General features: G+C 66.4%; 19 protein-coding genes and 2 tRNA genes. 20 read left to right on the top strand and 1 reads right to left on the bottom strand.

Annotated elements, in window-relative coordinates; genetic code table 11:
* Positions 1-96: 96 nt before the first annotated feature.
* The 15 genes from ABFP37_RS04960 to ABFP37_RS05030 all read left to right on the top strand — a co-directional run bounded on the left by ABFP37_RS04960 (position 97) and on the right by ABFP37_RS05030 (position 20455).
* Positions 97-1017 (top strand): LysR family transcriptional regulator, encoded by a 921-nt coding sequence (locus ABFP37_RS04960; RefSeq protein ID WP_078026643.1) that lies wholly within the window; start codon positions 97-99, stop codon positions 1015-1017.
* Between the two features lie 146 nt (positions 1018-1163).
* Positions 1164-2885, top strand: coding sequence for a dihydroxy-acid dehydratase (gene ilvD, locus ABFP37_RS04965; protein ID WP_078026642.1), 1722 nt, complete (start codon positions 1164-1166; stop codon positions 2883-2885).
* A 374-nt stretch (positions 2886-3259) separates the two neighbouring features.
* The gene (locus tag ABFP37_RS04970) at positions 3260-5167 is read left to right on the top strand and encodes an acetolactate synthase large subunit (RefSeq protein WP_078026641.1); all 1908 of its coding nucleotides are present in this window, start codon (positions 3260-3262) and stop codon (positions 5165-5167) included.
* Positions 5168-5169: 2 nt separating this feature from the next.
* On the top strand, positions 5170-5682 hold the full coding sequence (gene ilvN / locus ABFP37_RS04975) for an acetolactate synthase small subunit (protein WP_028271611.1): 513 nt from the start codon (positions 5170-5172) through the stop codon (positions 5680-5682).
* A 97-nt stretch (positions 5683-5779) separates the two neighbouring features.
* Positions 5780-6796 (top strand): ketol-acid reductoisomerase, encoded by a 1017-nt coding sequence (gene ilvC, locus ABFP37_RS04980; protein ID WP_347032908.1) that lies wholly within the window; start codon positions 5780-5782, stop codon positions 6794-6796.
* Positions 6797-6922: 126 nt separating this feature from the next.
* Positions 6923-8512 carry a phosphoglycerate dehydrogenase gene (gene serA, locus ABFP37_RS04985; protein ID WP_347032895.1) on the top strand — a complete coding sequence of 530 codons (1590 nt, stop codon included), beginning with the start codon at positions 6923-6925 and terminating at the stop codon, positions 8510-8512.
* Between the two features lie 202 nt (positions 8513-8714).
* A complete protein-coding gene (locus tag ABFP37_RS04990) occupies positions 8715-11510 on the top strand; it encodes an FtsX-like permease family protein (RefSeq protein ID WP_347032896.1) in 2796 nt (931 codons plus the stop codon).
* Complete coding sequence (locus ABFP37_RS04995) at positions 11507-12262, top strand: ATP-binding cassette domain-containing protein (RefSeq protein ID WP_078026637.1); 756 nt, start codon at positions 11507-11509, stop codon at positions 12260-12262. The genes ABFP37_RS04990 and ABFP37_RS04995 overlap by 4 nt, the downstream gene beginning before the upstream one ends.
* A 35-nt stretch (positions 12263-12297) precedes the next feature.
* Positions 12298-13857 (top strand): methionine--tRNA ligase, encoded by a 1560-nt coding sequence (gene metG, locus ABFP37_RS05000; RefSeq protein ID WP_078026636.1) that lies wholly within the window; start codon positions 12298-12300, stop codon positions 13855-13857.
* A 173-nt stretch (positions 13858-14030) separates the two neighbouring features.
* Positions 14031-15083: a 3-isopropylmalate dehydrogenase gene (locus tag ABFP37_RS05005; RefSeq protein ID WP_078026635.1), complete on the top strand. Its 1053-nt coding sequence runs from the start codon at positions 14031-14033 to the stop codon at positions 15081-15083.
* A 100-nt stretch (positions 15084-15183) separates the two neighbouring features.
* Positions 15184-16296, top strand: a complete 1113-nt coding sequence (locus ABFP37_RS05010; protein ID WP_078026634.1) for a branched-chain amino acid aminotransferase — start codon at positions 15184-15186, stop codon at positions 16294-16296.
* 113 nt (positions 16297-16409) lie between these two features.
* Positions 16410-17207 carry an MBL fold metallo-hydrolase gene (locus tag ABFP37_RS05015; protein ID WP_347032897.1) on the top strand — a complete coding sequence of 266 codons (798 nt, stop codon included), beginning with the start codon at positions 16410-16412 and terminating at the stop codon, positions 17205-17207.
* 45 nt (positions 17208-17252) lie between these two features.
* Positions 17253-18029: a fumarylacetoacetate hydrolase family protein gene (locus ABFP37_RS05020; RefSeq protein ID WP_347032898.1), complete on the top strand. Its 777-nt coding sequence runs from the start codon at positions 17253-17255 to the stop codon at positions 18027-18029.
* Between the two features lie 129 nt (positions 18030-18158).
* The gene (gltX, locus tag ABFP37_RS05025) at positions 18159-19697 is read left to right on the top strand and encodes a glutamate--tRNA ligase (protein WP_347032899.1); all 1539 of its coding nucleotides are present in this window, start codon (positions 18159-18161) and stop codon (positions 19695-19697) included.
* Positions 19697-20455 carry an HAD family hydrolase gene (locus ABFP37_RS05030; RefSeq protein WP_078026630.1) on the top strand — a complete coding sequence of 253 codons (759 nt, stop codon included), beginning with the start codon at positions 19697-19699 and terminating at the stop codon, positions 20453-20455. Before gltX ends, ABFP37_RS05030 begins: the two co-directional genes overlap by 1 nt.
* A 23-nt stretch (positions 20456-20478) precedes the next feature.
* On the opposite strand, the gene ABFP37_RS05035 is transcribed toward ABFP37_RS05030, so the two are convergent.
* Positions 20479-21909: a hypothetical protein gene (locus ABFP37_RS05035; RefSeq protein WP_347032900.1), complete on the bottom strand. Its 1431-nt coding sequence runs from the start codon at positions 21907-21909 to the stop codon at positions 20479-20481.
* Between ABFP37_RS05035 and ABFP37_RS05040 the strand changes: the two genes are divergently transcribed.
* From ABFP37_RS05040 to ABFP37_RS05060, 5 genes are all read left to right on the top strand, one after another.
* Positions 21909-22040, top strand: coding sequence for a hypothetical protein (locus tag ABFP37_RS05040; RefSeq protein ID WP_347032901.1), 132 nt, complete (start codon positions 21909-21911; stop codon positions 22038-22040). The two genes, ABFP37_RS05035 and ABFP37_RS05040, sit on opposite strands and share 1 nt — an antisense overlap.
* Before the next feature lie 284 nt (positions 22041-22324).
* Positions 22325-22396: transfer RNA gene (locus ABFP37_RS05045), tRNA-Gln, on the top strand.
* A gap of 130 nt (positions 22397-22526) precedes the next feature.
* Positions 22527-22602: transfer RNA gene (locus tag ABFP37_RS05050), tRNA-Glu, on the top strand.
* Positions 22603-22702: 100 nt separating this feature from the next.
* Positions 22703-24484, top strand: coding sequence for a dynamin family protein (locus ABFP37_RS05055; protein WP_347032902.1), 1782 nt, complete (start codon positions 22703-22705; stop codon positions 24482-24484).
* Positions 24481-26097, top strand: a complete 1617-nt coding sequence (locus tag ABFP37_RS05060; protein ID WP_347032903.1) for a GTPase — start codon at positions 24481-24483, stop codon at positions 26095-26097. Before ABFP37_RS05055 ends, ABFP37_RS05060 begins: the two co-directional genes overlap by 4 nt.
* Positions 26098-26209 lie beyond the last annotated feature (112 nt).

The following is a 26209-nucleotide window of genomic DNA, read 5'->3' on the forward strand; positions in this document are numbered from 1 at the left end:
ATACCACTGTCTAGGTTTGTCAATGCCCTGGCGCCCGCCGGTCGGCATGGATAAGCAGCATTCAAGAGTCCTCCCTCCGTGACGTAGCCTCGCTTCATGGACTTCAAGCGGCTCCGCATACTCAGGGAATTGGCCGACCGCGGATCGGTGGGTGCCACGGCCGAGGCGCTGGGCGTCACACCGTCCGCCGTTTCGCAACAGCTGAAGACCCTGCAGGACGAACTGGGTGTCGTGCTGGTGGAGAAGTCCGGCCGGGGCGTGAGGCTCACGGAGGCCGGCGCGGCAATGGCGCGCGCGGCGGCGGAAGTCGCCGTCGCGATGGCGCGTGCCGAGGCGACGGTTGATACGTACCGGCGGGGCTGGCAGACCCAGGTCAAGGCCGCTTTCTTCCCGAGTGCCGCCGAAATGCTGCTGCCCGGGCTGCTGCACCGCGTGAAAGCCATTGACGGGCTGCACTTCGAGGCGCACCTGGAGGATCCCATGGTGGCGGGCTTCGCCGGCCTCGCCGCGGACTATGACATCGTCCTGGCCCACAGCGTCGACGGGCCCGATGTCTTCGGGCGGCGCGGGCTGGTGGTGGTGCCGCTGCTGAACGAGCCGCTGGACGTGGCTGTTCCGGCCGGTCATGTCCTGGCCGCCAAGGCGAGCCTGACGGCCCGGGACGTTGTCGGCTTTCCCTGGATGGGAGTCCCCGAAGGGTTCCCCTTCGACACCGTCCTGCAGCAGATCGAGGCACAGGCGGGCGCCACCGCCGTACGCGCCCAGCTCTTCGCCGATCTGCGTGTGCTGGAGGCCCTCGTCAGTTCGGGTCACGGGCTCTCGCTGCTCCCGCGCTACACCTCACTCGGAAACCAGGGGCACGGCTTCGTCCTCCGCCCGCTGACCGGAGTAACTGCGCGCCGCAGTATCGTGGCGCTCGCACGGCCGGAGGTGGCGGCGCGGTCCACCATCCAGCAGGTCCTGGGCATGCTGACCGAGGAGGCCAGATGCCTGACGGACAGCCTGGAACGGAAGTGATCCCGGCCACGAAAACGAGGCAATCCCGAGCCTCCGTCCACTATATGAGACAAGAGTCCACTATCTGATCGAAATATTCGTGGATTTCCGCTTAACGGGCCGGTCCCTGTCGTTGGCCCCCTCGCCGGAGTCATAGACTTTGACCCATGAGTGAGGACACCCAGATCGCAACCGACAACAAGCCTGACATCAAACCCCGGAGCCGGGTTGTCACAGACGGCATCCATGCGGCTCCGGCACGCGGGATGTTCAGGGCCGTCGGCATGGGTGATGACGACTTCGCCAAGCCGCAGATCGGCGTCGCGAGCTCCTGGAACGAAATCACCCCCTGCAACCTTTCCCTGAACCGGCTGGCACAGGGCGCCAAGGAAGGCGTCCACGCCGGCGGCGGATTCCCGATGCAGTTCGGCACCATTTCCGTCTCCGACGGTATCTCCATGGGCCACGAGGGCATGCACTTCTCCCTGGTCTCGCGTGAAGTCATTGCAGACTCCGTCGAGACCGTGATGCAGGCCGAGCGCATCGACGGCTCCGTGCTCCTGGCCGGCTGCGACAAGTCCCTGCCCGGCATGCTGATGGCGGCCGCGCGCCTGGACCTCGCGAGCGTGTTCCTCTACGCCGGCTCCATCATGCCCGGCTGGGTCAAGCTCGAGGACGGCTCCGAGAAGGAAGTCACCCTCATCGACGCCTTCGAAGCCGTGGGCGCCTGCGCCGCCGGCAAGATGAGCCTCGAAGACCTGACCCGCATCGAAAAGGCCATCTGCCCCGGCGAAGGCGCCTGCGGCGGCATGTACACGGCCAACACCATGGCCTGCATCGGCGAGGCGCTGGGCATGTCCCTGCCCGGCTCGGCCGCCCCGCCGTCGGCAGACCGCCGCCGCGACGAGTTCGCCCGCAAGTCCGGCGAAGCGGTGGTCAACCTGCTGCGCCTCGGCATCACTGCCCGCGACATCATGACCAAGAAGGCGTTCGAGAACGCCATCGCCGTGACCATGGCATTCGGCGGCTCCACCAACGCCGTGCTGCACCTGCTCGCGATCGCCCGCGAAGCCGAAGTTGAGCTGACGCTCGATGACTTCAACCGCATCGGCGACAGGATCCCGCACCTCGGCGACCTGAAGCCGTTCGGCCGCTACGTGATGACCGACGTCGACAAGATCGGCGGCGTTCCGGTCATCATGCGCGCACTGCTCGACGCCGGTCTGCTGCACGGCGACTGCCTTACCGTCACCGGCAAGACGGTTGCCGAGAACCTCGCGGCGATCAACCCGCCGGATCTGGACGGCAAGATCCTCCGCGCCCTGGACAACCCGATCCACAAGACCGGCGGCATCACCATCCTGCATGGTTCGATGGCTCCGGAAGGCGCCGTCGTGAAGAGCGCCGGTTTCGATGCCGACGTCTTCGAGGGCACCGCACGCGTCTTCGAGCGCGAACAGGGCGCCCTGGACGCACTGGACAACGGCGAGATCAAGGCCGGCGACGTCGTAGTCATCCGCTACGAAGGACCCAAGGGCGGCCCGGGCATGCGGGAGATGCTCGCGATCACCGGTGCCATCAAGGGCGCCGGCCTGGGCAAGGACGTCCTCCTGCTCACCGACGGGCGCTTCTCCGGCGGAACCACCGGGCTGTGCATCGGCCACGTTGCTCCCGAGGCCGTCGACGGCGGCCCCATCGCCTTCGTCAAGGACGGTGACCGCATCCGCGTGGACATTGCGGCCCGCACCTTCGACCTCCTGGTCGACGACGCCGAGCTCGAGTCCCGCAAGATCGGCTGGGAGCCGCTGCCGGCCAAGTTCACCAAGGGCGTGCTGGCCAAGTACGCCAAGCTGGTGCACAGCGCCTCCACTGGCGCATACTGCGGTTAATCGGTTCCGGCCAGCCCAACTAGGTAGCAGCAGGCGTCGTTTTGAGCCGTCATAGCGACACCTGCTGCTACTCAGTTGGGTGAACGGCATTATCCGATTCGTGGACAATGAAGTCCATATGGTGAGACGCGGGCCGTGCTCGTTGACACGCATCTGACCAAGAGGGAAAACTGAACGCATGATCGCATTCGTTACCGCCGGCGCCGTCGTCGTCCTTACCAAGCGCGTGGCTCAATAGCCCGACTGGTAACGAACCGTCACGCGCAACCCCTCGAAGAGCCGCCAGGCTGAGGGGTTTTTTTATTTTCCAGCGTGGCAGCACGTTCAGCTTCACCCAGCACCGCCCAATCCAAGATCCACTAAGGAAGAGTCCGATGAGCAAAGGATCGCCGATCAGCCCCTCGCTGATGGCTACTAAGTCCGCTGGAGCCCCCAAGGCTCCGGAACGCGCCGACCGGACGGCTGAAACCGCCGTCGGCGTCGACACTGCTGCAACCGCCTCTCCCGTACTTGGGCCGAACAACGTCGTACCCCCGACGGTGATGACCGGCTCGCAAGCAATTGTCCGTTCGCTCGAAGAACTCGGCGTCGACGATATTTTCGGTTTGCCCGGTGGCGCGATCCTGCCCACCTATGACCCTCTGATGGCCTCCAAAATGAACCACGTTCTGGTCCGTCACGAGCAGGGAGCCGGCCACGCCGCGCAAGGCTACGCCATGGTTACCGGGCGGGTGGGCGTCTGTATCGCCACCTCGGGCCCCGGTGCCACCAACCTCGTCACCGCCATCATGGATGCGCACATGGACTCCGTTCCGCTCGTGGCCATCACCGGCCAGGTCTCCAGCGGAGTGATCGGCACCGACGCCTTTCAGGAAGCCGACATCGTGGGCATCACCATGCCCATCACCAAGCACTCGTTCCTGGTGACGGACCCCAACGACATCCCGCACGTCATGGCCGAGGCATTCCACCTCGCCTCGACGGGCCGTCCGGGTCCTGTCCTTGTTGATGTTGCCAAGGACGCCCAGCAGGGACAGATGACGTTCTCCTGGCCGCCGAAGATCGACCTGCCCGGCTACCGGCCCGTGGTCCGCGGCCACAACAAGCAGGTCCGGGAGGCCGCCAAGCTGATCGCCGCCGCCAGCAAGCCCGTGCTGTACGTCGGCGGCGGTGTGGTCAAGGCCCACGCCGCGGCCGAGCTCCGTGAGCTGGCGGAAGTGACCGGTGCGCCCGTGGTGACCACGCTGATGGCCCGCGGCGTCTTCCCGGACTCGCACCCGCAGCACGTCGGCATGCCCGGCATGCACGGCACGGTGTCCGCGGTGACGGCGCTGCAGCAGTCGGACCTCCTCATCACGCTGGGAGCCCGGTTTGATGACCGCGTCACCGGCATCCTGAAGACGTTCGCGCCCAACGCCAAGGTGATCCACGCCGACATCGACCCCGCCGAGATTTCCAAGAACCGCACGGCGGACGTCCCGATCGTCGGATCGGTCAAGGAAATCATTCCGGAACTGACCGAAGCCGTGCGTACCCAGTTCACGGCCGCGGGCACGCCGGACCTGACCAGCTGGTGGGCCTTCCTGAACAACCTCAAGGACACCTATCCGCTGGGATGGACCGAGCCCGAAGACGGACTCAGCGCACCGCAGCGTGTCATCGAGCGCATCGGCGCCCTCACCGGCCCCGAGGGCATCTACGTTGCCGGGGTGGGCCAGCACCAGATGTGGGCCGCGCAGTTCATCAAGTACGAGCGTCCTCACGCCTGGCTGAACTCCGGCGGCGCCGGCACCATGGGCTACGCCGTTCCGGCCGCAATGGGCGCCAAGGTGGGGGAGCCGGACCGCGTGGTCTGGGCCATCGACGGCGACGGCTGCTTCCAGATGACCAACCAGGAACTGGCCACCTGCGCCATCAACAAGATTCCCATCAAGGTTGCCGTTATCAACAACTCCTCGCTGGGCATGGTGCGGCAGTGGCAGACGCTCTTCTACGAAGGGCGCTACTCGAACACCGACCTGAACACCGGCCACGACACCGTCCGCATCCCGGACTTCGTCAAGCTGGGCGAGGCCTACGGCTGCGCCTCCTTCCGCTGCGAACGCGATGAGGACATCGACGCCACCATCCAGAAGGCACTGGAAATCAACGACCGCCCCGTGGTCATTGACTTCGTTGTCAGCCCCAACTCCATGGTGTGGCCGATGGTGCCCGCCGGGGTCAGCAACGACCAGATCCAGGTTGCCCGCAACATGACCCCGGAATGGGAAGAGGAGGACTGATCATGACCCGCCACACGCTGTCCGTTCTGGTCGAAGACAAACCCGGTGTGCTGACCCGAGTCGCGAGCCTCTTCGCGCGCCGGGCCTTCAACATCAATTCCCTGGCCGTCGGCCCGACGGAAGTCCCGGGCATGTCCCGGATGACCGTCGTCGTCGACGCCGACGGTGACCTGATCGAACAGGTCACCAAGCAGTTGAACAAGCTGGTCAACGTGATCAAGATTGTTGAACTGACTTCCGAATCTTCCGTACAGCGCGACCACATCCTGGTCAAGGTGCGTGCGGATGCCGCAACTCGTCTGCAGGTGACCCAGGCTGCAGACCTGTTCCGCGCTTCAGTGGTTGACGTCTCCACCGACTCCGTGGTCATTGAAGCAACCGGCCACCCCGAAAAGCTCACGGCGCTGCTTTCAGTGCTGGAGCCCTTCGGCATCCGCGAAATTGTGCAGTCCGGCACCTTGGCCGTTGGACGGGGATCCCGCTCCATGAGTGACAGGGCTTTGCGCAGCGCCTAAGGCACAGCCTTTCCCGCATTGCAACGCCCAGGCAATACCGCACCACAGACAACCATCTACAAAGAATCCACTCAAAGGAGACACCCCAGTGACTGAAATGTTCTACGACGACGACGCCGACCTGTCGATCATCCAGGGTCGCAAGGTTGCCATTGTCGGCTACGGCTCCCAGGGCCACGCCCACGCACTGAACCTGCGCGATTCCGGCGTCGAGGTTGCCATCGCCCTCAAAGAGGGCTCGAAGTCGATCGCCAAGGCCGAGGAAGCAGGCTTCACGGTCAAGAACGTTGCCGACGCCGCCGAATGGGCCGACGTCATCATGATCCTGGCACCGGACCAGCACCAGCGCTCGATCTACAACGACTCCATCAAGGACAAGCTGACCCCCGGCAAGGCACTGGCCTTCGCCCACGGCTTCAACATCCGCTTCGGCTACATCCAGGCTCCGGAGGGCGTTGACGTCATCCTGATCGCCCCGAAGGCTCCGGGCCACACGGTACGCCGCGAGTTCGAGGCAGGCCGCGGTATCCCGGACATCATCGCCGTGGAGCAGGACGCTTCCGGTTCCGCTTGGGAACTCGCCAAGTCCTACGCCAAGGCAATCGGCGGCACCCGCGCCGGTGTCATCAAGACCACCTTCACCGAAGAGACCGAAACGGACCTCTTCGGCGAGCAGTCCGTCCTGTGCGGCGGCGTGTCCCAGCTGGTCCAGTACGGCTTCGAGACCCTGACCGAGGCCGGCTACCAGCCGCAGATCGCCTACTTCGAGGTGCTTCACGAGCTGAAACTCATCGTTGACCTCATGTGGGAAGGCGGCATCGCCAAGCAGCGCTGGAGCGTTTCCGATACCGCAGAGTACGGCGACTACGTCTCCGGCCCGCGCGTCATCACCCCCGAGGTGAAGGAAAACATGAAGGCTGTCCTCGCCGACATCCAGAACGGTGCCTTCGCCAAGCGCTTCATTGAGGACCAGGACAACGGCGGGGCCGAATTCAAGGAACTGCGTGCCAAGGCAGAGGCGCACCCGATCGAGGCTGTTGGCCGCGAGCTGCGCTCCCTGTTCTCCTGGCAGCAGCAGGACCAGGACTACGTTGAAGGCTCTGCAGCCCGCTAAGGCTGCCGCTTAGGCGCCATTCAGAGTGCGACAGTGAGGCCGGGTTCACACTTAACAATGTGAGCCCGGCCTTTCCGTCAGCCTAGACTTGATTCATCCCCAGGACTGCAACGCAGAGGATCAGCCGTGTCAAAACCCGTAGTACTGCTCGCCGAAGAACTTTCGCCCGCCACAGTCGAGGCCCTTGGCCCGGACTTCGAAATCCGCCAGACCGACGGCGCAGACCGATCCCAGCTGCTCTCTGCCATTGTGGATGTGGACGCCATCCTGGTCCGGTCCGCCACCAAGGTGGATGCCGAAGCAATCGCCGCGGCCAAGAACCTGAAGGTGATCGCACGCGCCGGCGTCGGCCTGGACAACGTTGACATCAAGGCCGCCACGCAGGCCGGCGTCATGGTGGTCAACGCCCCGACGTCGAACATTGTCTCCGCCGCCGAACTCACCGTGGGCCACATCCTGAGCCTGGCCCGCCACATCCCGCAGGCCAGTGCCGCACTCAAGGACGGCGAATGGAAGCGCTCCAAGTACACGGGCATCGAGCTGTTCGAGAAGAAGGTCGGCATCATCGGCCTGGGCCGCATCGGCGCCCTCGTGGCCGCCCGCCTGCAGGGCTTCGACACCGAGATCCTGGCCTACGATCCCTACATCACCTCCGCCCGGGCCGCACAGCTCGGCGTGAAGCTCCTGAGCCTGGACGAGCTGCTGGCCCATTCGGACTTCGTCACCATCCACATGCCCAAGACGCCGGAAACGGTTGGCATGCTCGGTGCTGACGCCTTCACCAAGATGAAGTCCAGCGCCTACGTCATCAACGTTGCCCGTGGCGGCCTCGTTGACGAGGAGGCCCTCTACACGGCGCTTCAGGACGGCCAGATCGCCGGCGCCGCCGTGGACGTCTTCGTCCAGGAGCCCAGCACGGACCTGCCCTTCTTCAAGCTGGACAACGTCGTGGTGACGCCGCACCTGGGCGCCTCCACCGACGAGGCCCAGGAAAAGGCCGGCGTGTCCGTGGCCAAGTCCGTCCGGCTCGCACTGGCCGGAGAACTGGTCCCGGACGCTGTGAACGTTGCCGGCGGCGTGATCGCCCCCGACGTCCGCCCGGGCATCCCGCTGATCGAGAAGCTGGGCCGGATCTTCACCGCCCTGACCCACGCCTCCCTGACCCAGATCGACGTTGAGGTGGCCGGCGAAATCGCCTCCCTCGACGTCAAGGTTTTGGAGCTGGCTGCCCTGAAGGGCATCTTCGCCGACGTCGTCACCGAGCAGGTCTCGTACGTCAACGCCCCCGTGATCGCCGAGCAGCGCGGCATCAACACCCGCCTGATCACCACACCCGAGGCCGAGGACTACCGCAACGTCCTTACCCTGCGCGGCGCCCTGAGCGACGGCTCGCAGATCTCCGTGGCCGGCACCTTGACCGGCCCCAAGCAGGTCCAGAAGCTGGTCGGCGTCAACGGCTACGACGTTGAAATCCCCATCAGCGAGCACCTCGTGGTGGTTTCCTATGCGGACCGGCCGGGTGTCATCGGCACCATCGGCCACATCCTCGGCATGAACAACATCAACATCGGCGGGATGCAGGTGGCACGGCAGGCTGAGGGCGGCCAGGTGCTCGCACTGCTCACCATCGACACCTCCGTTCCGCAGCAGGTGCTCGACGCCATCAAGGCCGGCATCGGCGCCGAAATGGTGCGTGAAGTGGACCTCGAAGACTAAGGGTCCTTCGCCAAGGTGAACTCCGCGTGGCTTGGAGGACACCTTGGACAAGTATGATTGGCCGGTCTGCGTACAATGGCTAGGTCCGAATTTCAGGATCTTGCCGGCAGGCCGGCCACACTTTTTGCACGCCCGCAAGGGACAACCCCACATCCACCGGTGATCGTGGCGTGCGCACGCAATCCAGGTTTCAGGGAGCTCAATGAACGCCGTCCAGAGGTTCATCAGAAGCAAAGTGCTGCTGCTGACCGCTGCCATTTTGATCGTCGCCATGTGCCTGTCCGTCCTCGTCCAGAACCAGTCGCAGGCAGCGCTGAACCGGACCGTGGACGAGAACTCGCGCGGGCTCTATGACATCCTGGTCCAGGCCAAGGCAGGGTCCGGCGGTGCCCTGGTGCAGCCGGACATCGCCACCGGCCAGGGCGGGATCAGTTTTGACCAGCTTCAGGGCATCCGGGACCTGACCGGCACTTCGGTGGCCGCGCCCATCAGCCTGGTGTCCCGTGTCACGCAGAACCTGGAAGCCCCGCGGCTCGAAGCCATGGACTACCTCGGCTTCAACGCAGGCCTCGTCGGCACTGCGACGACCGGCCAGCCCGGCGGCACCGACCCCAGCAAGTGGCCCGCCGCGCAGTCCGTGCTGAGCGATACCGCCAAGAAGTACCGCCTGACGGCCAGCGCCACGACTTCCGACGGCGCCTCCGAAAAGACCCTTTTCAAGTCGACGGCCGAAGGTACACTCGGCAAGGCCCGGCTCGTGGAGGAACAGGTCGACGGCGGCAAGAGCATCCGCATCGCCGGCCCCGACGGGGAAACGGGCATCAAATTTCCGGCACCCGCCGGAGGCTCCGAGCACAACCTCTTCAATCTTTCCGTTTCCCTGCCCATGGCGCCGGAAGTCACGGAGTCCGTGGTCGCCGTCGACCCCGTCTCCGAGCGCGCCCTCCTCGGGAGCTCCGGCGACTTCCTTGCCCCGCTGGAGAAGGCGCCGCCGGCGGATGCCCGCAGCGCCGCGGCGATTGGCCGCCACTTCGAGAGCCTGTTCACCAACGGGATCGGCATGCAGGAACTCGAAGAGGGACCCGACTTTTTGGGCGTCAAGCTCAAATACTGGGCGCCCCTCATGACCCAGTACCAGCAGGCGAAGCGCAGCGGCGAGCTGACCGAAGATTCCAAGGCCATTCCGCTGATTGTCCGCTCCGGCACGTCCCTTGACCTGAAGTACTCCGTGAAGATCGAGGAAATCGATGACTCGGGGAACGTGGTCAAGGAGGTCGGGACCGCGGACCGCTCGCTGGACAAGGACTACCTTCCGTTCGTGTCCAAGTCGCCCTTCGCGCTGTCGTGGCCCGGTTCCACGGACTATTCCAAGCTGCTCGGCAACTCCGCGAACTTCAGCCGCGGGCTCTACAGTCCCGCAACCTGGAGCACCAACTTCGCCTCCGCGCCCAAGTACACCGACGGCTCCACTGCGGGCAACGGCGCCACGGAGAAGACCGCGACCCCCGGTGAATGGGTCACCGTCAACCGCCTTCCGGAGAAGACGGCCGGCGGGGAACCCGTTGACCAGACGCAGCGCAACCCTGTGGACGAGCGCTCCTACCGGGAAAACCTCGGAACGGGCAAGAAGCTGGCGACGCCCCTCGCCATGGTCTACGGCACGTTCGATCCCGCGGCCGTGCAGGCAGCGGCCGGGGACGTCAACCGGCTTCCGCTGGGCGGCTACGACCCGACGCCGATGACCCTGACCAAGGATGCCCAAGGCAAGGACGTCCCGGACGCCGCACTCAAGCCGTCCCTCAGCGCCACCGGACTGGTGAGCCAGTCCGCCGGGGCCATCACGGACTACTACGGCCTGGCCGCTGCCCGCGGCTACGAGAAGAACGCCTCGGTCATTGACGCCGTGCGCGTCCGTGCCAGCGCCTCCGGCAGCTGGAAGCAGGCGCAGCCGGACGTGGAGAAGCTCGCCAACCAGATCCGGGACATGGGCCTGGAGGCCACGGTTGTGGCCGGTTCCGCACGCGAGGACGCCAACATCCTCGTTCCGGGTTACTCCAAGGACGACGCCGGCAAGGAGTCTGCGCTGGGCACCGTCCAGCAGTCGTGGGTCAGGCAGGATGCCGCCGACGCCGTGTCCAGCTCGCTGACCGCAACGAACCTCACGCTGCTCTTCCTGACCCTCTGCGGTGCGGCGCTGCTCACCGGCGCATCGACCGTGAGCTACATCCGGCAACGGCGCCGCGAGGCGGGAACCCTGCGCGCCATGGGCTGGACCCAGCGGCGCATCCGCTCGTGGGTGCTGGAGGAATTCGCCGTGGGCGCCGGGCTGCTGGCTGTCGCCGGCGTCGTCCTGAGCCTGCTCAGCTGGAACGTGGCCACGGTGCTTGTCTCGGCGTCCGTGCTGGTCCTGTATCTGGCCGCGGCCTTCGTCGCCGCCCAGATGCTGCGCCACCGCGAGGAAATTGACCAGGAACCGCAGCATGACGAGCGGCTCATCGCCGTCGATTCGCCGCTGACCTTCGCCAACCGGCAGCTAAGCACCAACCGGTTCAACGCGATTTCCCTGGCCGTTGCGGTCGGCGTATTCGGTGCCGCGGTGGGCGGCCTGGTCTCCCTGCTGATCGACATCCCGCGGGCCGCCGGGGCCAGCGCGCTCAGCGGCCTGGCCGCCGCCAGCGTGGCCCTGCCAAGCCTCGTGCTGGGACTCTCCGGAGTGGCGGTCGGGCTTGTGCTGACGCTGGTCACGGGCCGCTTCGAGCTGCAGGCCAAGCGCCAGTACCTCGGAACGCTGCAGGCCATGGGCTGGAACCCCGACATGCTGGGCCAGGTCCGGTTCTTCGAAAATGCCCTGGTGGGAGCGGTCGCGGTTCCCCTGGGCGTGCTCGGCGCCCTCGGCGTCGGACTTCTCCTTGCCCCCTATGCCGCACTCTGGGCCGCCGTGGCCGGGCTCGTGGCTGTACTTTGCTGGATTCCTATTGCAACGAAAGTGGTCCAATGACTAACGACCTGAACCCTCGCCGGGAGCGCGGGAACAACGACGGCGGGGGCTCGCTCCAGACGCGCGCCAACACCCTCGTCAAGGCCGCCGATCACGGTACCCCGCTCGAGCTGAGCAACATCACCATCCGCTATGGCGGCGGAAAAGGCGGAGCCGAAGCCGTGAGCGTGGTGGAGGGCTTCGACCTGACCCTCCACGCAGGCGAGATGCACTGCGTTGCCGGCCGCAGCGGCTCAGGCAAGACCAGCATCCTGACCGTGGGTGCGGGCCTTACCCTGCCGACGTCGGGCCGGGTGCTGTGGGAGGGCGAGTCCCTCGAAAGCATGGGCGACGACGAGATCGCGGACCGGCGCCGTGCCCTGATCGGCTACGTTGACCAGGGCGGGGCACTGATCGACGGCATGAGCGCCCTGGAGAATGTCCTTCTGCCCGCCGTCCCGGACGGCGAAGTGGACCAGCGCCGCGACATGGCCAAGGACCTGCTGGACCTCGTGGGCCTCGGCCGGCGGATGCGGCACCGCCCCGCCCAGCTGTCCGGCGGCGAGCGGCAGCGCGTCGCCATCGCCCGCGCCCTGATCCTCGGCACGCGCGTCCTGGTGGTTGACGAGCCCACCGCGAGCCTTGACCGGGCCTCGGCCAACCGCATCATCAGCATCCTCAAGGACACGACCAACGACGGCATTGCAGTCCTGGTGGCGTCACATGACCACGAACTGGTCCGGCTGAGCGATACCCTGACCGAACTGATCTAGCTTCATCCCTCCGTACCAAAGGTAATTTCCCGCCCGTGACTTCTTCAGAAAAGCGCCCCTTCTACATCACCACGGCCATCAGCTACCCCAACGGCGTTCCGCACATCGGCCACGCCTACGAGGTCATTGCCACCGATGCCATGGCGCGGTTCAAGCGGCTGGACGGGCACGATGTTTTCTTCATGACCGGCACTGATGAGCACGGGCTGAAGATGCAGCAGTCGGCGGAGAAGGAAGGCCTGACGGCCAAGGAACTGGCGGACCGGAACTCCGCGGCCTTCAAGCAGATGGAGCAGGACCTGGGCATTTCCCACGACCGCTTCATCCGCACCACGGACCAGGACCACTACGCCGCGTGCCAGGAAATCTGGCGCCGGATGGAAGCCAACGGCGACATCTACCTCTCCAAGTACGAGGGCTGGTACTCCGTCCGCGACGAGGCCTATTACGTGGAAGACGACACCGTGGTCAAGGAGGACGGCGCCCGCTACACCAAGGAGACCGACACCCCGGTGACCTGGACCGCCGAGGAAAGCTACTTCTTCCGGCTGTCCGCCTACCAGGACAAGCTGCTGGCGCTGTACGAGGCACAGCCTGAATTCGGCGCCCCGCAGTCCCGCTTCAACGAGGTCATCAGCTTCGTCCGGCGCGGCCTCGAAGACCTGTCCATCAGCCGCACCACGTTCGACTGGGGCGTGCCCGTCCCCGGGGACGAAAAGCACGTCATGTACGTGTGGGTCGACGCCCTGACGAACTATCTCACCGGTGCCGGCTACCCCGACGTCGAGTCGGAATCGTTCAAGAAGTACTGGCCGGCCGACGTGCACGTGATCGGCAAGGACATCTCGCGCTTCCACGCGATTTACTGGCCGGCGTTCCTGATGAGCGCCGGCCTCGAGCTGCCCAAGCGGGTCATGATCCACGGCTTCCTGCAGAACAACGGCGTCAAGATGTCCAAGTCTCTGGGCAACGTGGTGGCACCGGCCGACTTCGTGGCCCAGTACGGCCTCGATCAGGTCCGGTTCTTCTTCCTGCGCGAGGTTCCCTTCGGCGCCGACGGCAGCTACAACCACGAAGCCATTGTGGGCCGGATGAACTCGGACCTGGCCAACAATTTCGGCAACCTCGCCCAGCGTTCGCTGTCCATGGTGGCGAAGAACTGCGAAGGCCGCGTTCCTGTTCCCGGGGCGTTCACGCCGGAGGACACGGCCATCCTGGCCCAGGCGAACGCCCTCCTGGAGCAGGCGCGTGCCGCCTTCGACAAGCAGGAGTTCAGCCGGGCCCTCGAAGCGATCTGGGGCGTGCTGGGGGACACCAACGCGTACTTCGCCGAGCAGGCCCCCTGGGTCCTGCGGAAGTCCGACGTCGAACGCATGCAGACGGTGCTGTACGTGACCCTCGAGGTCCTGCGCATCGTGGCCATCCTTGCGCAGCCGGTGATGCCGACGGCGACTGCCGCCCTGCTGGGGACACTGGGCCAGCCGGAGGGTGCGGCGCGCCAGTTCGCTGCGATCCCGACGCCGATTGTGGCGGGGACTGAGCTCCCGGCACCCGCTCCGGTTTTCCCGAAGTACGAGGAACCCGCCGAAGCGTAGGACCCGGAGCTCCCGCCGGTCCTGCACCATAGCCGCCGACGCCCCCGTACGTCCGAAATGGACGTACAGGGGCGTCTCGGGTTTTAAGGCAGGACATGCGGGAGCGTCGATCCCGCGTTCGAATAATGAGACAGTTTGACCAGAATGTGGATCATTTGGCTACTCTGAAAAACATGAGCGCATCCACCATCAATCTTGCTGTCATCCCGGGCGACGGCATTGGCCCCGAGGTCATCGCAGAAGCCCTGAAGGTCCTGGAGAAGGTTGTCGCCGCCGAAGGCGTGACCCTTGAACAGCACCACTACAAGCTGGGTGCCCAGCACTGGCTGGAGACGGGCGAGACGCTCCCCGACGCAGTCCTCGAAGACTTGAGGACCCGCGACGCCATCCTCTTCGGGGCTGTCGGTGCGGCGCCGGGTGACACACGCATTCCGTCCGGAATCATCGAGCGCGAGATGCTCCTCAAGTTGCGCTTCAGCCTCGACCACTTCGTCAACCTGCGGCCCTCCCGTCTCTTCGGCGGCGTGGGCAGCCCGCTGGCCAACCCGGGAAACATCGATTTCGTTGTGGTCCGCGAAGGAACCGAGGGCCCCTACGTCGGTAACGGCGGCACCCTGCGCGGAGGAACGCGGCACGAGGTTGCCACGGAAGTATCGCTGAATACCGCACACGGCGTTGAGCGCGTTGTCCGCGACGCGTTCCGGCGCGCCAACGAACGGCCCCGCAAGAAGCTGACCCTGGTCCACAAGCACAACGTGCTCGTCTACGCGGGCCACCTGTGGAAGCGCACGGTCGAAGCTGTGGCCGCGGAGTTCCCGCAGGTCACGCACGACTACCTGCACATCGACGCCGCCACGATCTTCATGGTCACCGATCCGGCCCGCTTCGACGTGATCGTCACGGACAACCTCTTCGGGGATATCATCACGGACCTCGCCGCCGCAGTGACGGGCGGCATCGGACTGGCAGCCTCGGGCAACATCAACATGGACCGGACTTCCCCCTCCATGTTCGAGCCGGTCCACGGCTCGGCGCCGGACATTGCGGGCCAGCAGAAGGCGGACCCCACTGCCGCCATTCTGTCGGCCGCACTTCTTCTGGAGCACCTGGGCTACTCGGCCGCGGCCCGCAGGATCGAGTCCGCGGTGGTGGCCGACGTCGAAGCCCGCAACGGCGAATCGCGGAGCACAAGCGCCATTGGCGATGCCATCGCCGCGGCCGTCTAGCCCCTGCCGGCAGGCGTAAGCTTGACCTGAATCACCAATTGCTGCCGTGGTCCGACGCTGAACCACGTTCACACACCAGGCAGCCGACCGTGGAGGAACCATGACTCAGACTGCCCATGGCGTCGAATTCACCCAGCAGCCCTCGGCAACCCCGAAGTCTGCAGAAGAGCGTGCAGCCATCCTGGCGAACCCAGGTTTCGGCAACTATTTCACCGACCACACCGCGATCGTCGACTACAGCGTCGACGAGGACGGCAAGGGCGGCTGGCATGACGCGCGCATCGAGGCATACGGTCCCATCTCCCTTGACCCTTCAGCCGCAGTCCTGCACTACGGCCAGGAGATCTTCGAGGGCCTCAAGGCCTACCGCCACGCCGACGGTTCCATCTGGACCTTCCGCCCCGAAGCGAACGCCGCACGCCTGAACAACTCCGCCCGGCGCCTGGCCCTCCCCGAACTCCCGGAAGAGTACTTCCTGGGCGCCATCCGCGAACTCGTGTCCGCGGACAAGGAATGGGTTCCCTCCGGCGACGGCGAAGCGCTTTACCTGCGCCCGTTCATGATCGCCACTGAGGCCTTCCTTGGTGTCCGTGCCGCCCGTGAAGTGTCCTTCCGCGTCATTGCGTCCCCGGCTGGCAACTACTTCGGCGGCGAGCTAAAGCCTGTCTCCATCTGGATCTCCCGCGAATACGCCCGCGCCGGCCGCGGCGGAACCGGCGCCGCGAAATGCGGCGGCAACTACGCTGCGTCGCTGATTGCGCAGCAGGAAGCCGAGGCCCACGGCTGCAAGCAGGTTCTCTTCCTGGACCAGTTCAATGACAACGCCGTGGAAGAGCTCGGCGGCATGAACGTCTTCTTCGTGATGAAGGACGGCTCCCTGGTGACGCCCGCGCTTAGCGGAACCATCCTGGAGGGCATCACCCGGATGTCCATCATCCAGGTGGCCAAGGACATGGGCCGCGAGGTCACCGAACGCAAGATCACACTGGATGAATGGCGTGACGGCGTGGCCTCCGGCGAGATCGCCGAAGTCTTCGCGTGCGGTACTGCCGCTGTCATCACCCCCATTGGCGTGCTCAAGGACAGCACCGAGTTCATCGGCTCCGAGGACGCGAAGGCGGGGGAGACCACCATGGCCATCCGTGAGCAGCTGCTGGGCATCCAGACCGGAACCGTCGAGGACACGCACGGCTGGCTGACCCGGCTGGCCTGAGCAGTCCATTCCTAGTTCGACGGCGGGTGGCCGGCGGAGCTGCTGCGGCGGCCAGCCGGCCACCCTCCGTCGTGCTGGCGGAGTTGTGCTGGCGGAAATGCAAGAATAAAAGTGTGAATCCGGACACCACGCCCGCCCTGGCCGCCAGCAGCCCGCTGACCAGGTACCGCCTGGCCCCCAACCCTGGGCCGATGAGCCTGGACGGCACCAACTCCTACGTCATTGGAGAGCCCGGCCATCCGGCTGCCGTCGTAGCTGATCCGGGGCCGGCGGACGAACGGCACCTTCAGGAGCTGGCCGGCACCGGTTCGGTGGAGCTCATCCTGATCACGCACCGGCATGCGGACCACACGGCGGGGGCGGCACGGCTGCACGAACTCACCGGCGCTCCGGTCCGTGCCGCCGATCCGGCGCACTGCCTCGCGGGGGCACCGCTGCTGCCGGGGGAAACCATCGCGGCCGGCGGGACCGAAATCAGGGTGGTTGCCACCCCGGGACACACCTCCGATTCCGTCTGCTTCCATCTGCCCTTCGACGGGGCTTCCGGCTCTGTGCTGACCGGCGACACCATCCTGGGCCGCGGCACCACCGTCCTGGATCACCCGGACGGCAGGCTGAGCGACTATCTGTCCTCGCTTGACCGGCTGGAACTGCTCGGGCCAGCCACCGTCCTGCCGGCCCACGGGCCGGTCCTTCCGGCACTCGATGCCGTGGTCCGCGCCTACCGGGACCACCGGCTGGACCGGCTGGCCCAGATCAGGGCCGCGCTCTCGGACCTGGGCGGGGACCCCGGCGTTACTGAGGTCACCAACGTTGTCTATTCCGACGTCGATCCCTCAGTGCGGAGGGCGGCCGAGAACTCCGTTGCGGCCCAGCTCGAATACCTGCGCACGCTCCGTGACCGGACATGACCCGGTGCGGCAGGGGAGCCGGGCCGGGACTGTAGGCTTGGAACCATGCGTATTGCCCGGTTTGTAGTCGATTCTGATCCCCTCTACGGCATTGTGGAAGGCCAGCCCGGCAGTGAGGAAATCACTGTCATCAACGGCGACCCCTTCTTCAACGGTGTGGAGCGCACGCACGTCCGCCACAAGCTGGAGGACGTCCGCCTGCTGGCACCGATCATTCCGCGCAGCAAGGTGATTGGGGTGGGGCGGAACTTCGTCGAACACGCCCGCGAGCTCGGGAACGACGTGCCGCAGCAGCCGCTCCTGTTCCTGAAGCCGAACACCTCGGTGGTGGGCCCCAACGATCCCATCGTGCTGCCGGAGTTCTCCGACGAGGTCTCCTACGAGGCCGAGCTCTGCGTCGTGATCGGCCGTATCTGCAAGGACGTTCCCGAAGAACGCGTGGACGACGTCATCTTCGGCTACACCTGCGGCAACGACCTCACCGCCCGCGACGTCCAGAAAACCGACCTGCAGTGGGCCCGCGCCAAGGGCTTTGACACCTCGGCCCCGCTCGGCCCGTGGATTGAAACCGAACTGGACCCCGAAGACCTGTCCATCAAGGGCTGGCTCAACGGGGAACTCCGCCAGGACGGCAGCACCAACCAGATGATCCGCGGCGTCCGGGAACTCGTCTCCATCGTTTCGAGCGCGTTCACGCTCCTGCCCGGCGACGTCATCATGACGGGAACGCCGGCCGGCGTGGACCTCGTGAAGGCCGGCGACCGGTATGAGGTCGAGATCGAGGGCATCGGGCGACTCTCCAACCCGGTGGTCCGGCGCTAACAGCTCCGCTAACAAGAAGCTGCACCGATTTTGGACAGCCGCACCGTGGTTCCACGGTGCGGCTGTCCGTTTTCGCAGCGGCATTCCGGGCCGGTAGTGATGGCAGGGATTGGTAATGTTGGTACCACTATGACTACTGCTTCCGCGTCCGACGCCGTTTCCAGCTCCGCCCCGATTGCTGCCCCCACCGGTGAAGTCACCGCTGACACCCCGGTCAGGGTCCGGTTTTGCCCGTCGCCCACGGGCACCCCGCACGTGGGACTGATCCGTACGGCCCTCTTCAACTGGGCCCACGCCCGGCACACCAACGGCACCTTCGTGTTCCGGATCGAGGACACGGACGCTGCCCGCGACTCGGAGGAGAGCTACCAGCAGCTGCTGGAGGCCCTGAAGTGGCTCGGCATCACCTGGGAAGAAGGCGTGGAAGTTGGCGGCCCGCACGAGCCCTACCGCCAGTCGCAGCGCCTGGACCTCTACAAGGACGTGGTGGCCAAGCTGATCGACGCCGGCTACGCCTACGAGTGCTATTCCTCGCCGGAGGAAGTCGAAGCCCGTCACCGCGCCGCCGGCCGCGACCCCAAGCTCGGCTACGACAACTTTGACCGCGAGCTGTCCGGGGAGCAGCTTGCCGCGTTCAAGGCCGACGGTCGCCAGCCGGTGCTGCGCGTCCGCATGCCCGACGAAGACGTCACGTTTACGGACATGGTCCGCGGCGACATCACGTTCAAGGCCGGCAGCATCCCGGATTACGTCATTGTCCGCGCCGACGGGTCCCCGCTCTACACCCTGGTCAACCCGGTGGATGACGCCCTCATGGGGATCACGCACGTGCTTCGCGGCGAAGACCTGCTCTCCTCCACGCCCCGCCAGGTGGTGCTGATCCGGGCCCTGATGGACATCGGCGTCGCCAGCTACATGCCGGTCTTCGGGCACCTGCCGTACGTCATGGGGGAGGGCAACAAGAAGCTCTCCAAGCGCGACCCCCAGTCCAACCTGTTCCTGCTCCGGGACCGCGGCTTTATCCCCGAAGGCCTGCTGAACTACCTGTCCCTGCTCGGCTGGAGCCTGTCCGCCGATGAGGACATCTTCACCGTGGAGCAGCTCATCGAGCACTTCGACGTCAACAACGTCCTCGCCAACCCGGCCCGCTTCGACATCAAGAAGGCCGAGGCGATCAACGGCACCCACATCCGCATGCTTGAGCCGGAGGATTTCCGGGCACGCCTCGTACCGTACCTGCGCGCCGCCGGATTCGTGGGCGAGAGCCTCACGGCACGGCAGGAGGAGATCCTCGCCGAGGCAGCGCCGCTGATCCAGGAGCGCATCTCCCTGCTGGGCGAGGCACCCGAGATGCTCGCCTTCCTGTTCAAGAGCGACGACGCCATCGACATCGCGGACGACGCACGCAAGGGCCTGCCGGCCAACCTGGCCGAGGTGCTGGACGCCGCGCTGGCCGCCCTCGAGCCCGTCGCCGACTGGACGGCCGAGAACATCCAGACGGCCCTGAAGGAAGCCCTCGTGGAAGGCCTCGGCGTCAAGCCGCGACTGGCGTTCGGACCCGTCCGCACCGCGATTTCCGGGCGCCGGATCTCCCCGCCACTGTTCGAATCCATGGTGATCCTGGGCAAGGAATCGTCGCTGGCGCGCCTGCGCGCCTTCCGCGGCTGATGACCCGCCCGGCCGCGAAAACCGGCGGCGCGCTCCACCGCCGGCCGCCGGGTGCTGTCAGCGGGGTCCTGTTCGACATCGACGACACGCTGGTGGACCTTGCCTACGCCATGACCACGGCGTTGCGCGATGTCAGCGAACACCTCCTGCCCCGCCTGGACCAGGCGGGGTGGGAGAAATTCGGCAGGATCTTCACCCACGAAACCACGCACTACTACGACCGCTACCTCGCCGGCGAACTGACGTTCAACGAGCAGCGGCTGCTCCGAGGCCGGGCGGCGCTGGGCCATTTCGGCGTCGAACTGGGCGAAGGCGAGGAGTCCCGGCGCTGGCTCAGTTCTTATTCGATCCTCCAGCCCAGCTACGTCAGGGCGTTCGAGGACGTTGCCCCGCTCCTGGACGCACTGGACGCGGCCGGCATTCCCTACGGTGCGGTGAGCAACAATGTCCACGACTACCAGCGGGTTAAGCTGGACAGCGCCGGACTGGAACGCATCGGAATCCTGGTGGGGACGGACACCGTGGGCGTGCCCAAGCCGGACCCCGCCATCTACCTGGAGGGTGTCCGGCTTCTCGGCAGTTCCGCGGACAAAACCCTCTATGTGGGGGACAACCGGCTGCTCGATGCTGAAGGCTCGACGGCGGCCGGCCTGCTGGGCGTCTGGCTGAACCGCACCGGCGAGCCGGAGCCGGACTTTCAGGGCCACGAGATCCGCTCCCTGATGGAACTGCTCGCGTGGTTGGCGCCACCCGAGTAAGGCCGGCTCCGGCATCGTGCGGCTCAGGAGGTTTGCCGTAACGGCCGCCTTGACCGCAGTGCAAGGAACGCGCCCGCAGAGCCGAGGCCCAGCACGCCCACGAGGCCCAGGGCCAGGGCAGCGTCGGACTGCCGCACCATGCTCGTGGGAGACACGGCGGCGGCCGCCGAATACAGGGTGCCGGTGCCTTCCGCGATCCGGGCGTTGCCGTCAGCGAGTTTGTCCGCGCCGGTGGCAAGCCGCGTGGAACCGGCGGCAAGCCGGGTGTTTCCGTCCGACAGCTTGGAGGCGCCGGCCGCGAGGGCTTGGGAGCCGCTGAGCAGCCCTGGGCTGCCTGGATTAGCCGGGTCTCCCTTGATGCCGGTGTTCAGCGCCACCGTACCGTCGGCCAGGCGCTGGCTGCCCTCGGTAATCCTTGCACTGGCCTTGAGCAGTCCGGGGCGCTCCGGATTCCCGGGGACGCCGTCCATGCCCACGCGGAGTTTGGACGTACCCTCGGCCAGGAGCTCGGTGCCCATCACGACGCCGGGGCTCTGGGGATCCCTGCTGTTTAGCTTGACGGCCAGGGTGGCGAATCCTGCCGTCAGCTTCCCGGTCCCTGAGTGGAGCTGTCCGGCACCCGCCTCCAGCCGTGCCGCGCCCGCGTTGAGCAGCGCGGCACCGGACTGCAGCTGGGAGGCGCCCGCGTCCAGCTTCTGCGCGCCTTCCCTGATCTTTGCGATCTTGTCCTTAACCACGGACAAGGGAACCAAACCCTGCACGGGATCCGAGGCAGCTGCCTCCAACAGCTCCAGCGCCTGTGCGATGGCGGCCGTCCCGGTCCCTGCCGCGGGGTCGCTGTTCGCGCCGCGGTAGCCCTTGAGCTGGACTGTGCCGGCTGCCAGCCGGCTGGTGCCGGCGGCCAGATCGGAGGTTCCGTCCGCCAGCCGCGCTGCTCCGCCGTCGAGCTGGGTGGCGCCGTCCGCCAGGTTGTTCGGGGCGTTGCCCGCCGCGGTCGGCGTCAGGGCGGCGGAAAGCCGGACGGCTCCGGACGCGAGTTTGTGGGCGCCGTCGTCGACCTTGTAGACGCCGGGGGCGAGTTTGCTGTTGACATCGTTTTCGATCTTCACGGCGCCAGCAGCGAGTTTGGCGGCCCCGCTCTCAAGCTTGCCAGCCCCCGGAGCGAGTTTGCCGCTGATCCCTGAGTGGATCCTGTCCGCGCCTTCCGCGAGTTTTACTGCCCCTGTGTCCGCCAGGCTGGCACCGCTGGCCAGCTGACCGGCGCCCGTCTTCAACTTTTCTGCGCCCGTGGACGCCAGCCCGGCACCGTCCCGCAGCTTGGCCGAGCCGTCCGTGACGCGTCCGGTCACGAGCGTATAGAACGCCAGCAGTGCCACGAGCAGCAGGGCAAGGATCGCGATGGCGACCTGTTGGGCCCGGGGCCGGGTCCGCCCCGCAACGAAGGCACGGCCCATTGATTGACGCGTTTCCGGCCCGGATGGTGATGACATGGGCGATTCCGGCACAGATGGTTCCGACACAGGTGGTTCCTCTCGACGGTTCTGCCGACGGCGGCATTGCCGCCGGCCATATCCCGCAACTGTGATGCAGCTAACAACAGCGAATGCTCGCAGGTCGGCCGGCAATGACATGGGGAGGTGGGTGGTTACTCGCTAGTAACTTACCGAGAGTAAACTTATTTATGGCGGATTTGCAAGGGTTTTCCCGGTTTCGGCGCGTGCGGGGCGCCATATCCCGCCCCGCGCGGGGGGAATCCGGCGGCTGCTGGCGCCGATTTGTGCGGGGCAAAACTCTCGGGTAAAGTAATTACTCGTGCTGAGGCGCTCGGAGCGAAGGTTTAGGCCTTTCCGACCGGCCCGAAAGTTCCATTGGGATATGGTGTAATTGGCAACACTACGGTTTCTGGTACCGTCATTCTAGGTTCGAGTCCTGGTATCCCAGCTCTGAAAATCCGCGGAATTCCGCTGATTATCGGAAGTTTCAAGTCAGGCTTTTCGATTTGAAACGCTTGCTGAGTGTATGAAATAATCACTTAGCTTGACCGGCGCAATTGCTGGTTTGGAGAGTACGCGGCCCCATCGTATAGCGGCCTAGTACGCTGCCCTCTCACGGCGGTAACGCGGGTTCGAATCCCGCTGGGGTCACCAAGGAACCGGCTCCGGGCATCTGCCCGGGGCCGGTTTTTCTTTGTCCGGTCGCCACGGCCTGCCTGAGCTTCAGCAGATCCTGAACTGGCATGATGATGCTGTGATCTCCTCCAACGAGCCCCCGGCGGCCAACGGCCAGAATAAGGAAGCGCATTCCGCTGCCGCCGTCGCCCTCCTGGAAGCCGTTCGGCGGGACCTGTCCTCGGCGTCCCTGCCGCTGGAGCTTCCCGGCGTCGAGCGGGCCCGGCTGGACATCCGCAACAGCGTGGCCCAACTCGACGACTACATTCTTCCGCGGTACCGCAGCCTGGACGCTCCGCTGCTGGCCGTCGTCGGGGGCTCCACCGGGGCCGGCAAGTCAACACTCGTGAACGCGCTCGTGGGCCATCCGGTGACCCGGGCAGGTGCCATCCGGCCCACCACCCGCCAGCCCATCCTCCTGCACCACCCCGCGGATGCCCCGTGGTTCGAGGATCAACGCGTCCTGCCGAGCCTCAGCCGGATCCGCGGCACCGTGGTTGCCGGGCCTTTGCCGGCCAGCAAGTCCGGACTCGCTCCGGATGCGGCGCCGGTTTCGTCGTTGGTGCTGGTGGGGGAACCGGCCGTGCCGGAAGGAATTGCCCTCTTGGATGCCCCGGACGTCGACTCCATCTCCGATGACAACCGGAAGCTTGCCGGCCAGCTCCTGGCGGCCGCCGACCTCTGGGTTTTTGTCACGACCGCCAACCGCTACGCGGATGCCGTTCCCTGGAAGCTGCTGCTCGACGCGGCCTCGAGGGACATCCTGGTTGCTGTGGTGCTGGACCGGGTCCCGCCCGCGGCGGAAGCCGAGGTGAGTGAGGACCTCCGGGCCATGCTGGAGAGGGAAGGCCTTGGCAGCGCCGCCCTGTTCGTCATTCCGGAGGTAGCCCTCGACAGGCTTGGCATGCTGCCCGCTGAGGCCACCGATGCCTTGGGAACGTGGCTGCGGAACCTCGCCGCGGACGCCGCCGGAAGGGCGGTTATCGCGCGGCGGACGCTCAACGGGACGGTCAAGGGACTGAGTCAGACGGTGCAGCTCGTGGCCGCGTCTTCGGAGGAACAGCGGCGGGCCGCCGGGCTCCTGGGCGACGACGCCCGGAGCGCATATCAGGACGCCGTCGCCAGAATCCTCGACGCCACCAAGGACGGCGCCCTGCTGCGGGGCGAGGTACTGGCCCGCTGGCAGGACTTCGTCGGCACGGGTGAGTTCTTCCGGAGCCTGGAGCAGAACATCGGCCGCTTTCGGGACCGTGCGGGCGCCTTTTTCCGCGGTGAACCGACGCCGGCGGTCAGGGTGGAAACCGCCATGGAAACGGGACTGCAGGCAGTCATCGTCGATGAAGCTGCCAACGCGGCCGAGGACGCGGACCAGCGCTGGCGCTCCGACCCTGCGGGCCGCCATCTCCTGGGCACGGATGACCTTTCAGGAACCAGCCCGGGGTTTGGCGATGCCGTGGCCGCGGAAATCCGTGCCTGGCAAGGGAGCCTGATGGAGCTCATCCGGACCGAGGGGCAGGCCAAACGGACGCAGGCCAGGTGGCTGTCCTTCGGCGTAAACGGCCTCGGTGCCGCGCTCATGATCGTGGTGTTTTCCATGACTGCAGGACTGACGGGCCTGGAGATCGGCGTCGCAGGAGGCACCGCCGTCGTCGGCCAAAAACTGCTTGAGGCGGTGTTCGGCGAAGACGCCGTGCGGCGCCTTGCGCGGACCGCCCGGGAAGACCTGCACACTCGCTGCCAGAATCTGCTCCAGGCCGAGCAGCGGCGCTTCCTGGACCGGCTGGACCCGGACACGGGCGCCGGAGCCGCGGTCCTCGCAGGGCACGCAGAGGCGCTGAAGCGGCTGGCAGGCGCCGCATGAGCCGGCACGGCGGAAACCGGGAGGCCTCCCGGCTGCAGCGCCGCCTCGAGGCGCTCAACGACGCCCGGGAACTGGCCGAAGGTGTGCTGCCGGACGCCGCCCTGGACGAGGTCCTTCAGGTGCTGGAGCGGGCCAGTTCGCGCCGGTCCCTGTCCGCGGACCACACGGTGGTGGGCTTTTTCGGCGCCACCGGAAGCGGCAAATCCACCCTGTTCAACGCGGTCAATGGAGCTGAAATTGCGACGGTGGCCGCCCGCCGGCCCACGACGTCGGAACCATTGGCGAGCGTCTGGGGAGCGGACGGCAGCGAAGCGCTGCTGGACTGGCTGGACGTAGACCGGCGCCATCATGCCGGCGCCGTGGAGGGATTCGCCGACGAATCCAGCGGACTGATCCTCCTGGACCTGCCCGATTTTGATTCGACCCGGGCCGCGAACCGCCAAATCGTTGAGCGCTTGGTGGGGATGGTGGACGTCCTGGTGTGGGTGCTGGATCCGCAGAAATATGCCGACGCCGCCGTCCACAATGACTTCCTGGCGCCACTGGCATCCCACGGTGCCGTGACCTTGGTGGTGCTCAACCAGATCGACCGGCTCCCCGAAGCCGACGTCAAGCCTGTCATGGAGTCGCTCAGGGGAATCCTTGCCCGGGACGGACTCGGCAAGGTGCAGGTTTTGGCGGCCTCGGCGCTGACCGGGGCCGGTGTGGACAAGGTCCGCGCAGCCATCCGCGAGGTGGTTGCCCGGCGCGAAGCCCTGGCCCTGCGGCTTTCGGCGGATGTGTCCCAGGCAGCCGGGCGGCTGATGGACGCTTCAGGGCCCGGCGAGCCCGCAGGCGTGAGGGGCGGGACCGGGGCGCGGCTCGCGGAGGAACTCTCCCGTGCGGCCAACGTGCCGCTGGTGGTTGATGCCGTGGCGCGGTCGTACAAGCAGGAGTCCGCCCGGCGCACCGGCTGGCCCGTCACCAGATGGCTGGTTCGTTTCCGGCCCGATCCGCTCCGCCGGCTCAACCTCCGCAGCGCGTCCAATGCCGCAGTCAGCCGGACTTCGCTGCCTCCCGCCGGAGCGCAGGAGCGGGCCCGGACCGATGCTGCCGTCCGGGACTTCGCCGATGCCGCGAGCGACGGCGCTCCCGGTCCGTGGCGGGCTTCCATCCGCGGGGCAGCCCGTGAGGGCAGGGAGCGCCTGCCGGACGCCTTGGACCAGGCCATTGCCGGTGCCGACCTGAAAGCCGGGCAGAAATCGTGGTGGTGGGCGGTTTTCAACGTGGTCCAGTGGCTTGCGCTGCTCACCGCCGTGGGCGGACTGGGATGGCTGGGGGTGTTGGCCGGCCTCGGCTATCTCCAGCTTCCGGTGCCCGAGGTGCCGCGGGTGGAGGGCTGGCCGGTTCCCACACTCATGATTGCCGGGGGAGCGGTGCTGGGCATATTCCTCGCGATCACCGCAAAGTTCGTTACGGCCGCCGCGGCACGCTTGCGTGCTGCCGCCGCGCGGAAACGGCTCAGATCCGCGGTCGCCGGCGTCGCCGGGAAGCTTGTGGTGGAGCCCGTGGAGGTCGAAATCAGCCGCCTGAAGTCCTTCAACGCCGCGGTGAAGGCCGCCGCAGCGGCCTAGCTGTACCCGGCCATTAGGTTAGTGACACTCGCGTGATCGGGGTGCTGTTGATGGCGGCGTGGATGCGTTCAGTGTTGTAGTAGTTCAGCCACGGGTCAAGCGCCGCAGCTCG

Origin of the sequence: Burkholderia sp. RS01 (assembly GCF_039748055.1) — a bacterium.
Classification (GTDB): domain Bacteria; phylum Actinomycetota; class Actinomycetes; order Actinomycetales; family Micrococcaceae; genus Arthrobacter.

Coding starts and splice junctions, on each gene's coding strand:
- ABFP37_RS04960 (WP_078026643.1), top strand. CDS start 97: ATGGACTTCAAGCGGCTCCGCATACTCAGGGAATTGGCCGACCGCGGA.
- ilvD (WP_078026642.1), top strand. CDS start 1,164: ATGAGTGAGGACACCCAGATCGCAACCGACAACAAGCCTGACATCAAA.
- ABFP37_RS04970 (WP_078026641.1), top strand. CDS start 3,260: ATGAGCAAAGGATCGCCGATCAGCCCCTCGCTGATGGCTACTAAGTCC.
- ilvN (WP_028271611.1), top strand. CDS start 5,170: ATGACCCGCCACACGCTGTCCGTTCTGGTCGAAGACAAACCCGGTGTG.
- ilvC (WP_347032908.1), top strand. CDS start 5,780: ATGTTCTACGACGACGACGCCGACCTGTCGATCATCCAGGGTCGCAAG.
- ABFP37_RS04990 (WP_347032896.1), top strand. CDS start 8,715: ATGAACGCCGTCCAGAGGTTCATCAGAAGCAAAGTGCTGCTGCTGACC.
- ABFP37_RS04995 (WP_078026637.1), top strand. CDS start 11,507: ATGACTAACGACCTGAACCCTCGCCGGGAGCGCGGGAACAACGACGGC.
- ABFP37_RS05005 (WP_078026635.1), top strand. CDS start 14,031: ATGAGCGCATCCACCATCAATCTTGCTGTCATCCCGGGCGACGGCATT.
- ABFP37_RS05010 (WP_078026634.1), top strand. CDS start 15,184: ATGACTCAGACTGCCCATGGCGTCGAATTCACCCAGCAGCCCTCGGCA.
- ABFP37_RS05020 (WP_347032898.1), top strand. CDS start 17,253: ATGCGTATTGCCCGGTTTGTAGTCGATTCTGATCCCCTCTACGGCATT.
- gltX (WP_347032899.1), top strand. CDS start 18,159: ATGACTACTGCTTCCGCGTCCGACGCCGTTTCCAGCTCCGCCCCGATT.
- ABFP37_RS05030 (WP_078026630.1), top strand. CDS start 19,697: ATGACCCGCCCGGCCGCGAAAACCGGCGGCGCGCTCCACCGCCGGCCG.
- ABFP37_RS05035 (WP_347032900.1), bottom strand. CDS start 21,909: ATGGGCCGTGCCTTCGTTGCGGGGCGGACCCGGCCCCGGGCCCAACAG.
- ABFP37_RS05060 (WP_347032903.1), top strand. CDS start 24,481: ATGAGCCGGCACGGCGGAAACCGGGAGGCCTCCCGGCTGCAGCGCCGC.